At 43.2% G+C, this 13021-nt stretch carries 11 protein-coding genes; all 11 read right to left on the bottom strand.

What is annotated here, in order from left to right; all coding sequences use genetic code 11:
* Positions 1-51: 51 nt before the first annotated feature.
* Positions 52-312 carry a BrnA antitoxin family protein gene (locus tag ACNKW3_RS13065; protein ID WP_427399747.1) on the bottom strand — a complete coding sequence of 87 codons (261 nt, stop codon included), beginning with the start codon at positions 310-312 and terminating at the stop codon, positions 52-54.
* On the bottom strand, positions 302-496 hold the full coding sequence (locus ACNKW3_RS13060; protein ID WP_427399746.1) for a BrnT family toxin: 195 nt from the start codon (positions 494-496) through the stop codon (positions 302-304). Before ACNKW3_RS13060 ends, ACNKW3_RS13065 begins: the two co-directional genes overlap by 11 nt.
* A 201-nt stretch (positions 497-697) precedes the next feature.
* Positions 698-1027 (bottom strand): hypothetical protein, encoded by a 330-nt coding sequence (locus tag ACNKW3_RS13055; protein ID WP_427399745.1) that lies wholly within the window; start codon positions 1025-1027, stop codon positions 698-700.
* A 118-nt stretch (positions 1028-1145) separates the two neighbouring features.
* Complete coding sequence (locus tag ACNKW3_RS13050) at positions 1146-1463, bottom strand: DUF6678 family protein (RefSeq protein ID WP_427399744.1); 318 nt, start codon at positions 1461-1463, stop codon at positions 1146-1148.
* Positions 1464-1945: 482 nt separating this feature from the next.
* Positions 1946-2350 carry an Imm44 family immunity protein gene (locus ACNKW3_RS13045; RefSeq protein ID WP_427399743.1) on the bottom strand — a complete coding sequence of 135 codons (405 nt, stop codon included), beginning with the start codon at positions 2348-2350 and terminating at the stop codon, positions 1946-1948.
* A 468-nt stretch (positions 2351-2818) separates the two neighbouring features.
* A complete protein-coding gene (locus ACNKW3_RS13040; RefSeq protein ID WP_427399742.1) occupies positions 2819-3226 on the bottom strand; it encodes a hypothetical protein in 408 nt (135 codons plus the stop codon).
* Between the two features lie 738 nt (positions 3227-3964).
* The gene (tuf, locus tag ACNKW3_RS13035) at positions 3965-5149 is read right to left on the bottom strand and encodes an elongation factor Tu (RefSeq protein WP_427399741.1); all 1185 of its coding nucleotides are present in this window, start codon (positions 5147-5149) and stop codon (positions 3965-3967) included.
* Between the two features lie 67 nt (positions 5150-5216).
* Positions 5217-7319, bottom strand: coding sequence for an elongation factor G (gene fusA / locus ACNKW3_RS13030; protein WP_427399740.1), 2103 nt, complete (start codon positions 7317-7319; stop codon positions 5217-5219).
* Positions 7320-7502: 183 nt separating this feature from the next.
* On the bottom strand, positions 7503-7973 hold the full coding sequence (gene rpsG / locus ACNKW3_RS13025; protein ID WP_427399739.1) for a 30S ribosomal protein S7: 471 nt from the start codon (positions 7971-7973) through the stop codon (positions 7503-7505).
* A 72-nt stretch (positions 7974-8045) separates the two neighbouring features.
* A complete protein-coding gene (gene rpsL, locus ACNKW3_RS13020; RefSeq protein ID WP_427399738.1) occupies positions 8046-8420 on the bottom strand; it encodes a 30S ribosomal protein S12 in 375 nt (124 codons plus the stop codon).
* Between the two features lie 360 nt (positions 8421-8780).
* Positions 8781-12989, bottom strand: coding sequence for a DNA-directed RNA polymerase subunit beta' (gene rpoC / locus ACNKW3_RS13015; RefSeq protein ID WP_427399737.1), 4209 nt, complete (start codon positions 12987-12989; stop codon positions 8781-8783).
* Positions 12990-13021: the final 32 nt, after the last annotated feature.

The raw sequence follows: 13021 nt of genomic DNA, 5'->3' as shown, positions 1-13021 counted from the left end.
GTGACAGTTCAAATTAATTCGCTTTAGCAATTTGTTAGGGTCTGTTCTCACTTACGAAGTTTTCAACTCTTCACGCAAAATACGCCGTAAGGCTTCTTCGTCCAGAGGCTTTGCTTGGACAGCTTCTCTAAGAGTTGCATTAATTAGGGTTTGATAACCAATTCCCTCAAATTTAGCTCTATCTCGATAAAAATCTAAAATGTCATTATCGAGCATAATTGTAATTCTACTTTTGCCTTCACTTTGTAGTTTAGCTAAGTGAGGAATTTCGCTTGCAGACTTTGATTTGGAAAAGTCATATTCATCTTTCATATTGCTTTACCTCTTTTCGAGCTGAAATCAATCGAATAATTTCATTCTCTCGCAATGTATATACGACAACTAATAGTCTATTTTGCTCACTCATCCCTAAGAGAACCCATCTTTGCTCTAATTCAGAATCACTATCTTCGAAACCAAGTCCGTTTAGGATCAAACAAAACACTTGTCGCTTCATCGAATGAAACTCCATGTTTTCGAATATTTAGTTCTGCTTTTGATGGGTCGTATTGAATTTCCATTTCTGGATTATGCATACGCAATACATATGATGCAAATTTAATCAAACTTGAAGTGCTGAATTCCTAAAAGTGACCCTAACGCTCGCAGCACAGGCAAAATTGTAGCGCAGCGGAAATTTGTCCGAAACATGCGCTTGTTAGGGCTTGCTCTTGATGCCGAATTGCTTCGCAAACTCGGGATCTATCCAAGCCGACTCTACTTGACCAGGCTCTAGTTCAACTTCTTCTGGAGCCGAGCACCTAGAAACAAAATCATCTACTGATTCAGAAAGAACCTCGTTCTCATCTGTTTCGTGATCCCAGAAGCAAACAGCCTCATTTAGTAGAACAAAATAGTTACCACAACCGTCTTCCGCTAGGACCTCCGAAGTCGACAAAACCTCAGGAAATGGTCCCTTGGCTTTTCTGATTACGCCGTACTCAACGCCATTCTTGTTTTTGAATACTTTCCCAAATGCTCGATTCATATTTGAGCCCTAACTTTCCAATAACGGTCGCATACATGTGGGGCATAATTGCGTAGCCGCCCCACGAGTATGCGTCCCAGCGAACGAAGTGAGTGCGTTTATTGGGTTGTTATGTGACCTATATGTATTCAACGTACTGACTCATTGGGACGTAACCATATATTTTGAACCCACTCTCACTTTTAGAGCCTGGTAGATTAATTTGCTTTAAAATACCTAAGACGATTTCATATTGAGCGGTGCTATCAATCTTTAATTCGACCCATTCAATCGAATCAAAGCCACCTTCTCTGAAATGATAAAACCAATCACCATCCCATGGAGATAAATACCCAGTAGTCAGATCTTTAGTCCGCCACTGTGGAGAAGATGCTTTAAGTTCGTACATTTCTGAACACAACTCTTCCCATTTAGTGTTATTCATTACACTGAGCATCGGGTTACCTTGGGCACATAACAGTTAAGATGGGCGGCGGAATGCCTGTAAGGCATTGTGTCCGTCCCGATCGGGTTGTTCTGTGAAGATGACGACTGAGCTCACACTGTTAATCCTTTGCTTAGCTTATGCATCGACGATCTTTGCATGTTAATCAAATGCCCCGCTGGCCTGTATAAGAGTTTGAAGCCTCACTTTTAGCGGCTGAGTTGTCCGCCGGTAAACTGCGTTTTCCGCGAGCATCGCAGACGCTAAAAGCGTGTCATAAAAGCTCAAACTTTTCTACTGTACTTAATAACAGATCGCCGATGCACAATCTACCTTATTAACTTTGGTGTTCTAGCCAGCGGCACAGAACTTCTAAATATGGGGCACAACCAGGCAGGCGATCATGGCGAAGCCGCCTGCGTGTTTGTGTCCCAGCCCGCCTGCGGGCGACATAATTTTTTTGTTAGGTGACATGCTTATACAACCTAAAGTTCTTACACTTTGTCAAAACAATTAAGGATGTCTTGTTTAAGCCTTTCATGATCAAAATCCTTTTTTGCTCTGATACCAAGTATTTCAACAGCAGTTAAAATATTCTTCACTATTAAATTTACCCTATCACTATCAGAACCATTCAGGAATGCGTGATAATCTATTTTGAGGCGGAAGTCTGAGGATTTAGAAGAACGTTTGAATAATTTCCTTTCTTTGTGCCAACCTTGCTCAATCATTTCTCGTGGAGCATTTTCAATTATGGGGAAAATATTCAGTTCTTTCAGCTCGCTTCCATAATCTCGCTGATTTAAGAATTCTTCTAGTGTATTCCTAACTGCCAATGATGCCCTTTGAAACTCTTTATCAACAGTCCAATCAATTTCCCCGCTTATGAAAAACCTCATCAAAAGATCCTTTTGCCACCTAACAGTTAAGATGGGCGGCGGAATGCCTGTAAGGCATTGTGTCCGTCCCGATCGGGTTGTTCTGTGAAGATGACGACTGAGCTCACGCTGTTAATCCTTTGCTTAGCTTATGCATCGACGATCTTTGCATGTTAATCATATGCCCCGCTGGCCTGTATAAGAGTTTGAAGCCTCACTTTTAGCGGCTGAGTTGTCCGCCGGCAAACTACGTTTTCCGCGAGCATCGCAGACGCTAAAAGCGTGTCATAAAAGCTCAAACTTTTCTACTGTACTTAATAACAGATCGCCGATGCACAATCTACCTTATTAAATTTGGTGTTCTTGCCAGCGGCACAGAACACCTAAATATGGGGCACAAACAGGCAAGCTATAATGGCGAAGCCGCCTGCGTGTTTGTGTCCCAGCCCGCCTGCGGGCGACATAATTTTTTTGTTATGTGACTTTACCCTAAATAAGAGCATGCTTTTTATACTTTTTAACAAACACTTTTGCTTCTGCCAACGTTGAAGGGTAAGAAACGCTGAAATAGCTATTTTTGATAGGCCAGATTTTTTGAAAATAGAAACCATGGTGGACGAGATATGCCACCTTTTTCCATTGGGCAATATCCGACTTTTTTGGTGCTTTGAAATGCCGGCCTAAATTATAAGTAACACCACCACAAGAAACACACTGGCCGTGCAATGGATAATCGCATGGCGCACCAGGAAAGCTGCGTTTAAAAGAGGTTTTGCAGTCGAGGCACGCATACGCCATAGAATACTTGCCACTTGAAAAGGAAGCTTTGTCTGGTTTGATTGGTTTAGTTCTGTAACCAGAATCCCATCTCAGTGCTTTTTTAGTGTTTCTATCCATGAATATCCTGAGTCACATAACAGTCAAGATGGGAGGCGGAATGCCTGTAAGGCATTGTGTCCGTCGCAATCGGGTTGTTCTGTGAAGATGACGACTGAGCTCACACTGTTAATCCTTTGCTTAGCTTATGCATCGACGATCTTTGCATGTTAATCATATGCCCCGCTGGCCTTTCTAAGAGTTTGAAGCCTCACTTTTAGCGGCTGAGTTGTCCGCCGGTAAACTGCGTTTTCCGCGAGCATCGCAGACGCTAAAAGCGTGTCATAAAAGCTCAAACTTTTCTACTGTACTTAATAACAGATCACCGACGCACAATCTAACTAGTTAATTTTTGTGTTCTTGCCAGCGGCACAGAAAATCTTATTAGCGAGCATCTCGCATATGTACGAATGTGCAGTAGATTCATCGCCAATATCCTTTTAATCTAAATGACTGTTATACAACATTTAATTTCGAATGGTCAACTTTAGTTTAGGTTTATTAGGGCTGGATTTCGCGAGCCTGTATTTAGAGGGTTTTCTCGCTAAATACGGATTTCTTTGTTACCTACTGTTTTCGCTAGCGTTTTACTGATTTTATGTAGAGTCAACTTGGCTTGTTTTGGCTCTATAGCAAGCTTATACCTGAATGGTATTAAACACAAAATTGTTATGGTGGGAATAGGTAGGAATTTATTGTTTGGAATAACAAAAAGGCCAGCATAAGCTGGCCTTTGGAATCGATTAGTGGTTTCGAATATTAAGCTAAGATTTTAGCTACAACACCCGCACCTACTGTACGACCACCTTCACGGATTGCGAAGCGTAAACCTTCGTCCATCGCGATTGGTGCAATTAGCTCAACAACAAACTTCAAGTTGTCGCCAGGCATTACCATTTCTACGCCTTCTGGTAACTCTACAGCACCAGTGACGTCAGTTGTACGGAAGTAGAACTGTGGACGGTAGCCTTTAAAGAATGGCGTGTGACGGCCACCTTCGTCTTTGCTTAGTACGTATACTTCTGCTTCGAACTTAGTGTGTGGGTTGATTGAACCAGGCTTCGCCAATACTTGACCACGCTCTACGTCATCACGCTTAGTACCACGTAGTAGTACACCAACGTTCTCACCTGCACGACCTTCGTCTAGCAACTTACGGAACATTTCAACACCAGTACAAGTCGTCTTAGTCGTTGCTTTGATACCAACGATTTCTACTTCTTCACCTACTTTAACGATACCTTGCTCAACACGGCCAGTTACAACTGTACCACGACCTGAGATTGAGAATACGTCTTCGATTGGCAAGATGAATGGCTTGTCAATGTCACGCTCTGGCTCTGGGATATAAGTATCTAAAGCTTCACCTAGCTCTACGATTTTCTTTTCCCACTCTGCATCGCCTTCAAGGGCTTTAAGTGCAGAACCTTGGATTACTGGTAAGTCATCGCCAGGGAATTCATATTCTGAAAGTAATTCACGTACTTCCATTTCTACTAGTTCTAGTAGTTCTTCATCATCAACCATGTCACATTTGTTCATGAATACGATGATGTAAGGTACACCTACCTGACGACCTAGTAGGATGTGCTCACGCGTCTGTGGCATTGGGCCATCAGTCGCTGCTACTACTAAGATTGCGCCGTCCATCTGTGCTGCACCAGTGATCATGTTTTTAACATAGTCAGCGTGTCCAGGACAGTCTACGTGTGCGTAGTGACGTGTAGGCGTGTCATATTCAACGTGTGAAGTTGCGATTGTGATACCACGCTCACGCTCTTCAGGTGCGTTATCGATTTGGTCGAATGCGCGGGCACTACCACCGTAAGTCTTTGCCAGTACAGTAGTGATTGCCGCTGTTAACGTCGTTTTACCGTGGTCAACGTGGCCGATTGTACCTACGTTTACGTGCGGTTTCGTACGTTCAAACTTTTCTTTTGCCATTGCTCTTTTTTCCTAAGTTTAACGCCCGTTCCAACATAGACCGGACCGAATCTAAAAAAATAAAAAATTATACTCGGGATTCAATAATCGCCTTCGCCACATTATTTGGCGTTTCAGCGTAATTAAAGAATTCCATTGAATATGACGCACGTCCCTGCGTTTGAGAGCGCAAGTCAGTGGCATAACCAAACATTTCAGAAAGCGGTACTTTAGCACGCACTATCTTAATGCCCGCTACACCTTCATCCATTCCTTCTATCATCCCCCGACGACGGTTAAGGTCACCTACAACGTCACCCATCCAATCTTCAGGAGTTGTTACTTCAACTTTCATTACAGGTTCTAACAAAACAGGATCTGCTTCGGCAGCACCTTTTTTGAATCCCATTGAGCCCGCAATTTTAAACGCCATTTCGTTAGAGTCAACATCATGATACGAACCGTCATACAAAGTGACCTTAACATCAAGCACAGGATAACCTGCAAGAACACCGTTTTGCATCTGTTCTTGAATGCCTTTATCTACCGCTGGAATGTACTCTTTTGGTACTACTCCACCGACAATTTCGTTCACAAAACTGTAACCGGCGCCTTCTTCTTGCGGCTCGATGCGTAACCATACATGACCAAACTGTCCACGACCACCCGATTGACGCACAAATTTACCTTCGACTTCAACTTTTTTGCGTAAAGTTTCACGATAAGACACTTGTGGCTTACCGACATTACACTCAACGCTGAATTCACGCTTCATACGATCAACGATGATATCTAAGTGCAATTCACCCATACCTGAAATAATGGTTTGGCCTGACTCTTCATCTGTATGCACTTTGAATGACGGATCTTCTGCAGCTAGTTTGCTCAGCGCGATACCCATTTTTTCTTGATCAGCAAGCGACTTTGGCTCCACTGCAATTGAAATAACAGGATCTGGAAAATCCATGCGCTCAAGAGTAATGACATTATTGATGTCACAAAGGGTGTCACCCGTGGTCACATCTTTCAGCCCGATAGCGGCGGCGATGTCGCCAGCGCGAACTTCTTTTAATTCTGCGCGGTCATTAGCGTGCATTTGCACAATACGACCAATACGTTCTTTTTTACCTTTAACAGGGTTGTATACCGCGTCTCCGGTTTTAATTACACCTGAGTAGCATCTAAAGAAGGTCAATGAGCCCACAAAGGGGTCTGTAGCTATTTTAAATGCTAACGCAGCGAAAGGCTCGTCGTCATCGGAATGACGCTCTGCGAGGGTCTCTTTGCCGTCATCTAGCACACCAGTGATTGCTTTAACTTCCGTTGGTGAAGGTAAATATTCAACCACAGCGTCTAGTACCGCTTGTACGCCTTTGTTTTTGAACGCTGAACCACACAAGGCAACAACGATTTCGTTGTTCAATACACGTTGACGTAAACCTTGCTTAATATCTTCTTCGGTAAGATCATCTCCACCAAGATATTTATCCATTAACTCTTCGTTTGCTTCAGCCGCGGCTTCAACCATTTCGGTGCGCATTTCTTCGGCTTTATCTAGCAAATCAGCAGGAATATCTTCGTAGGTGAAGGTGACACCTTTATCTTCTTGATTCCAGTTAATCGCCTTCATTTTAATTAGGTCGATTACACCTTGGAAATTCTCTTCTGTACCAATGTTCATTTGAATAGGCACACAAGTAGCACCTAGACGTTTGCGAATTTGACCAACTACACGATCAAAGTCTGCACCAGCGCGATCCATTTTATTCACGAATACGATACGCGGTACTTGGTATTTGTCAGCTTGTCGCCAAACAGTCTCAGACTGCGGCTCAACGCCAGAAGAACCACAAAAGACCACTACTGCACCGTCTAACACACGCAACGAACGTTCAACTTCGATAGTAAAGTCAACGTGTCCAGGAGTATCAATAATATTAATACGATGCTGGTTAAATTGCTGTTGCATGCCAGCCCAAAAACAAGTGGTTGCTGCGGAAGTAATTGTAATTCCGCGCTCTTGTTCTTGTTCCATCCAATCCATAGTCGCAGCACCATCATGTACTTCACCAATTTTGTGTGAAATACCCGTGTAGAAAAGTACACGTTCGGTGGTCGTCGTTTTGCCCGCGTCTACGTGAGCAACGATTCCGATGTTACGATAATATTGAATGGGCGTTATACGTGGCATCAATGTCTCTTTTGTTGTTTTTCTTTAGATAGATGTCGAAAATGGGGACAGAGATTAATAATGGAGTCGGGGTTAATTATTTAATGTTTGCCGGAAGTTAACTTTACAAATGTAATAATTAACCCCGACTCCATTATTTTTAACCTGACGTCCTGTTTCTCTGACCCCTTTTTCTAATTCAGACTACCAGCGATAGTGAGCAAACGCTTTGTTTGCTTCAGCCATGCGGTGTACGTCTTCACGCTTCTTAACTGCATTACCTTTGTTGTCTTGCGCGTCAAGCATTTCAGCTGCTAAACGTTGCGCCATAGACTTCTCGCCACGCTTACGTGCCGCTTCTACTAGCCAACGCATGCCAAGAGCATTACGACGAACTGGACGAACTTCTACTGGTACTTGGTAAGTAGAACCACCTACACGACGAGATTTAACCTCTACTGTAGGACGGATGTTGTCTAGCGCATCTTCAAACACGTCTACATGCGGTTTGCCAGATTTTTCAGCAACAATATCAAGGGCACCGTAAACGATTTTCTCAGCGACAGATTTTTTGCCGTCAAGCATTACGACGTTCATAAATTTAGCAAGCAATTCTGATCCGAACTTAGGATCTGGTAGGATTTTTCGTTGACCTACGACTCTTCTTCTAGGCATTGTATTCTCCGTAGAATTCAGGGATAACCCAAAACTCAAAAATTAATGTTTGGCCTTACTAACGGAGAACCGTTAAGACTTAGGCCTTTTCGCGCCGTACTTAGAACGGGCTTGTTTACGATCGTTTACGCCTGCGCAGTCCAATGTACCGCGAACAGTGTGATAACGAACACCAGGTAGATCTTTAACACGACCACCACGAATAAGCACAACACTGTGCTCTTGAAGGTTGTGGCCTTCACCACCGATGTATGAAGAAACTTCATAGCCATTAGTTAGACGAACACGACACACTTTACGAAGTGCTGAGTTCGGCTTCTTAGGCGTTGTTGTATATACACGAGTACATACACCACGACGTTGTGGGCAAGCTTGTAGGGCAGCAACGTTAGATTTCTCTACCGGCTTTCTACGTGGCTTACGCACTAACTGGTTAACTGTTGCCATTAACTAGCTCCTGATTAAAACTATAAAACCCGATGCTATTCTTGTGAATGCCCGGGTGCGTAAAAAAAGCTGTTGAAACAACCAAGTATATTTCAAACAACTTCATGATTAATTCTGTAAGTTGCTAACGGTGAAGCCTTTTTGCTTTCAATAAGCCCGTCTTTACCACTAACGTTAGACAGATATCCCTAAAATTGGGTTGCGAGATACTATAGATCATTAAACCGAGTGTCAAGCCCCAAGCCCAATAAATCAAAGATCTGTAACATTAGAGGTGATTGCTTTAACAAATAAAAAAGCCCATCAATTTTCATTGATGGGCTTTCATTGAATTGATTAACTTATGTACTAAGTAAAATCTTATTCTTCGTCGCCGCTTTCGCTTTCAGCATTAAGTGCTTCAGCAAGTTGTGCTTGTGCTTCTTCAGCAGAAACAGAAAGCTCTTCTTGCAAGGCAGCATGCTTACGCTCAGCACGTGACTGGTGATACGCAAAACCAGTACCTGCCGGAATCAAGCGACCAACGATAACGTTTTCTTTGAGTCCACGTAAGTCGTCTTCTTTACCTTGAACTGCAGCTTCGGTAAGTACACGTGTTGTTTCTTGGAATGACGCAGCAGAAATAAAGGACTCTGTTGATAGAGACGCTTTAGTAATACCGAGCAACTGAATTTCGTACGTTGCGCCGATCTTGCCTTGTTTTTCCAATTCGCGGTTAGCGATTTTCACGTTAGACACTTCAACTTGTTCACCTTCTAGGAACAAGCTGTCACCTGGATTAACGATGATACACTTACGAAGCATCTGACGAATGACAACTTCGATGTGCTTATCGTTAATCTTAACACCTTGTAAACGGTAAACTTCTTGTACTTCGTTTACAATGTAGTTAGATACTGCACTTACGCCACGAAGTCTTAAGATGTCATGTGGTGACTCTGGACCGTCAGAGATAACTTCACCTTTTTCAACGCTTTCACCTTCGAACACGTTAAGTTGACGCCACTTAGGAATCATCTCTTCGTACGCACCGTTAGAGTTCAAGCTAACATGACGTGCTGCGCTTTCATCTTTAGGTGTGATGGTTAAACGACGCTTACCTTTAGTTTCTTTACCGAAACCAATGGTACCTGAAATTTCGGCCAAGATAGCGGGTTCTTTAGGCTTACGTGCTTCGAACAAGTCAGCAACGCGTGGAAGACCACCGGTAATGTCACGTGTTTTCGAACTCTCTTGAGGAATACGTGCTAATACATCACCTTCGTTAGCCATCATGCCATCTGTAGCTTCGATAGTGGTAAACGCTGGTAAACGAATTTCTTGTAATGCGCCGTTATCGCTTTCAAGAATTAACTTAGGCTCTTTTACGTTAGCCTTAGATAAATCTTTAACAACGATACGCGTTAGACCCGTTAATTCGTCTGTTTGTGTTTCAGTGTTACCATCGTCGATATCCGCGAAAGTAATCTTAGATGGACGCTCGGTCACGATTGGGTGACTGTGCGGATCCCAGTTAGCAACTACTTCACCAGCAGTAACTGAAGCGCCATTATCTACTGTTAAGATTGCACCGTAAGGTACTTTATATCTTTCTTTCTCACGACCTTGGTCATCGATAATAGTGATTTCAGTCGAACGAGAAACGATAACCACTTTTCCGTCAGTGTTACGAACGAACTTCTCGTTGTGCAGTTTCAATGTACCAGTGGTTTTCACCTGTACGCTGTTTTCTGCTGAAGCTCTTGATGCCGCACCACCGATGTGGAATGTACGCATGGTTAACTGTGTACCAGGCTCACCGATTGACTGAGCAGCGATAACACCCACAGCTTCACCGATACCGACTCTGTGACCACGTGCTAGGTCACGACCGTAACAGCTTGCACAAACGCCGTAGTCGTTATCACAAGTGATTACAGAACGTACTTTTACTTTATCGACACTGTTTTCTTCTAGAAGATCAACCAGTTTTTCGTCAAGGATCACGTTACGTTCAACTAATACTTCATCAGTACCAGGTTTCAATACGTCTTCACAAACAGTACGACCTAGTACACGCTCGCGTAATGGTTCAACAACGTCACCACCTTCGATTAATGGTGTCATTTCAACACCTTCGAAAGTACCACAATCTACATTGGTGATTACCAAGTCTTGTGCAACGTCAACCAAACGACGAGTTAAGTAACCTGAGTTGGCTGTTTTAAGCGCCGTATCCGCTAGACCTTTACGAGCACCGTGAGTAGAAATAAAGTACTGAAGTACGTTTAGACCTTCACGGAAGTTAGCCGTAATTGGGGTTTCGATGATTGAGCCATCTGGCTTAGCCATTAGACCACGCATACCTGCTAACTGGCGAATCTGCGCCGGGCTACCACGAGCACCAGAGTCAGCCATCATGTAAACAGAGTTAAAGCTTTGCTGTTCTTCTTCTTCACCGTCACGGTTAATAACAGTTTCAGATTTCAAGTTGTCCATCATAGCTTTTGCTACGTTATCGTTAGCTGTTGACCAGATATCGATAACTTTGTTGTAACGCTCACCGGCAGTTACAAGACCTGATTGGAACTGTTCCTGAATTTCAACAACTTCAGCTTCTGCTTGGTCGATGATTTCTTTCTTAGCTTCTGGGATAACCATGTCGTCAATCCCTACAGAAGCACCAGCAATCATTGCGTAATGGAAACCAGAATACATGATTTGGTCAGCTGCAATAACTGTATCTTTCAGACCAAGAGTACGGTAACAAGCGTTCAATAGTCTTGAAATCTGCTTTTTACCCATTGCTTGGTTGATCAATTCGAAAGGCAAGCCTTTTGGTAATACCAATGAGAAAATGGCACGACCAACAGTAGTTTCAACTATCCCAGTGTTAGCAATTTTTTCACCGTCTTCGTTGACTTCATAAGTAGTCAAACGAACTTTAACGCGTGCGTGTAACTCTGCTTGATCCGTACGGTAAGCTTTTTCAGCTTCGTTCGGGCAAGAGAACACCATGCCTTCACCTTTGGCATTGATGCGATCACGGGTTAGGTAATAAAGACCTAGTACAACGTCCTGTGAAGGTACGATGATAGGTTCACCGTTTGCTGGTGATAAAATGTTGTTAGTTGACATCATCAATGCACGAGCTTCAAGCTGTGCTTCGATAGTCAATGGTACGTGAACCGCCATTTGGTCACCGTCGAAGTCAGCGTTATAAGCCGCACACACTAGTGGGTGCAACTGAATCGCTTTACCTTCGATTAAGGTAGGCTCAAATGCTTGGATACCAAGTCTGTGAAGCGTAGGTGCACGGTTAAGTAGTACCGGATGCTCACGGATAACGTCATCTAAAACGTCCCAAACTTCCGGTGCTTCGCGCTCAACTAACTTCTTCGCAGCTTTAATCGTAGTAGCTAGACCACGACCTTCTAATTTGCCATAGATAAATGGCTTGAATAACTCAAGAGCCATTTTCTTAGGTAGACCACACTGATGCAGTTTCAGTGTAGGACCAACGGTAATTACCGAACGACCTGAATAGTCAACACGCTTACCAAGAAGGTTCTGACGGAAACGACCTTGCTTACCTTTGATCATATCGGCAAGTGATTTAAGCGGACGCTTGTTTGAACCAGTAATAGCACGACCACGACGACCGTTATCTAATAGAGCATCAACCGCTTCCTGAAGCATACGCTTTTCGTTACGTACGATAATGTCAGGTGCAGCCAAGTCTAGAAGACGCTTCAAACGGTTGTTACGGTTAATTACACGACGATATAAATCGTTCAAGTCAGAAGTCGCAAAACGACCACCGTCTAACGGCACTAATGGACGTAGTTCAGGTGGAAGTACTGGCAATACAGTTAAAATCATCCACTCAGGCTTGTTACCTGATTGCTGGAATGATTCTAATAACTTAAGACGCTTAGTGATTTTCTTACGCTTAGTTTCAGAAGTTACACTGGGTAACTCTTCACGCATTGATGCTACGTCAGAATCAACGTCTAGGGCTTTTAGCAATTCAAATACTGCTTCTGCACCCATTTTCGCGTCGAAATCATCGCCATGTTCTTCTAACGAATCTAAATATTCTTCTTCGTTAAGCAATTGTCCTTGAACAAGGTCAGTCATACCAGGTTCAGTTACAACATAGCTTTCAAAGTACAATACGCGCTCAATGTCACGTAACGTCATGTCTAACATCAAACCGATGCGAGACGGAAGTGATTTTAGGAACCAGATGTGGGCAACAGGTGATGCTAATTCGATGTGACCCATACGCTCACGACGTACTTTAGTTAGGGTTACTTCTACACCACATTTTTCACAAATAACACCACGGTGCTTAAGGCGTTTGTATTTACCACATAAACACTCGTAATCTTTTACTGGGCCGAATATACGAGCACAGAAAAGACCATCACGCTCAGGTTTGAACGTACGGTAGTTGATGGTTTCAGGTTTTTTGACCTCACCGTATGACCACGAACGGACCATATCCGGTGATGAAAGACCGATCTTAATATTATCGAATTCTTCGGTCTTATTTTGCTGTTTAATAAACTTTAATAAGTCTTTCACATTTCTCTCCAGCGGAGTCTTTAATCCGACCC

The organism is Glaciecola sp. 1036 (assembly GCF_050306235.1).
Lineage (GTDB): Bacteria > Pseudomonadota > Gammaproteobacteria > Enterobacterales > Alteromonadaceae > Glaciecola.
Note: the sequence above shows the minus strand (reverse complement) of the source record. Positions and strands in the feature narration are given on the sequence as shown.

Coding starts and splice junctions, on each gene's coding strand:
- rpsL (WP_427399738.1), bottom strand. CDS start 8,420: ATGGCAACAGTTAACCAGTTAGTGCGTAAGCCACGTAGAAAGCCGGTA.
- ACNKW3_RS13050 (WP_427399744.1), bottom strand. CDS start 1,463: ATGCTCAGTGTAATGAATAACACTAAATGGGAAGAGTTGTGTTCAGAA.
- ACNKW3_RS13060 (WP_427399746.1), bottom strand. CDS start 496: ATGAAGCGACAAGTGTTTTGTTTGATCCTAAACGGACTTGGTTTCGAA.
- tuf (WP_427399741.1), bottom strand. CDS start 5,149: ATGGCAAAAGAAAAGTTTGAACGTACGAAACCGCACGTAAACGTAGGT.
- fusA (WP_427399740.1), bottom strand. CDS start 7,319: ATGCCACGTATAACGCCCATTCAATATTATCGTAACATCGGAATCGTT.
- rpsG (WP_427399739.1), bottom strand. CDS start 7,973: ATGCCTAGAAGAAGAGTCGTAGGTCAACGAAAAATCCTACCAGATCCT.
- ACNKW3_RS13055 (WP_427399745.1), bottom strand. CDS start 1,027: ATGAATCGAGCATTTGGGAAAGTATTCAAAAACAAGAATGGCGTTGAG.
- ACNKW3_RS13045 (WP_427399743.1), bottom strand. CDS start 2,350: ATGAGGTTTTTCATAAGCGGGGAAATTGATTGGACTGTTGATAAAGAG.
- ACNKW3_RS13065 (WP_427399747.1), bottom strand. CDS start 312: ATGAAAGATGAATATGACTTTTCCAAATCAAAGTCTGCAAGCGAAATT.
- ACNKW3_RS13040 (WP_427399742.1), bottom strand. CDS start 3,226: ATGGATAGAAACACTAAAAAAGCACTGAGATGGGATTCTGGTTACAGA.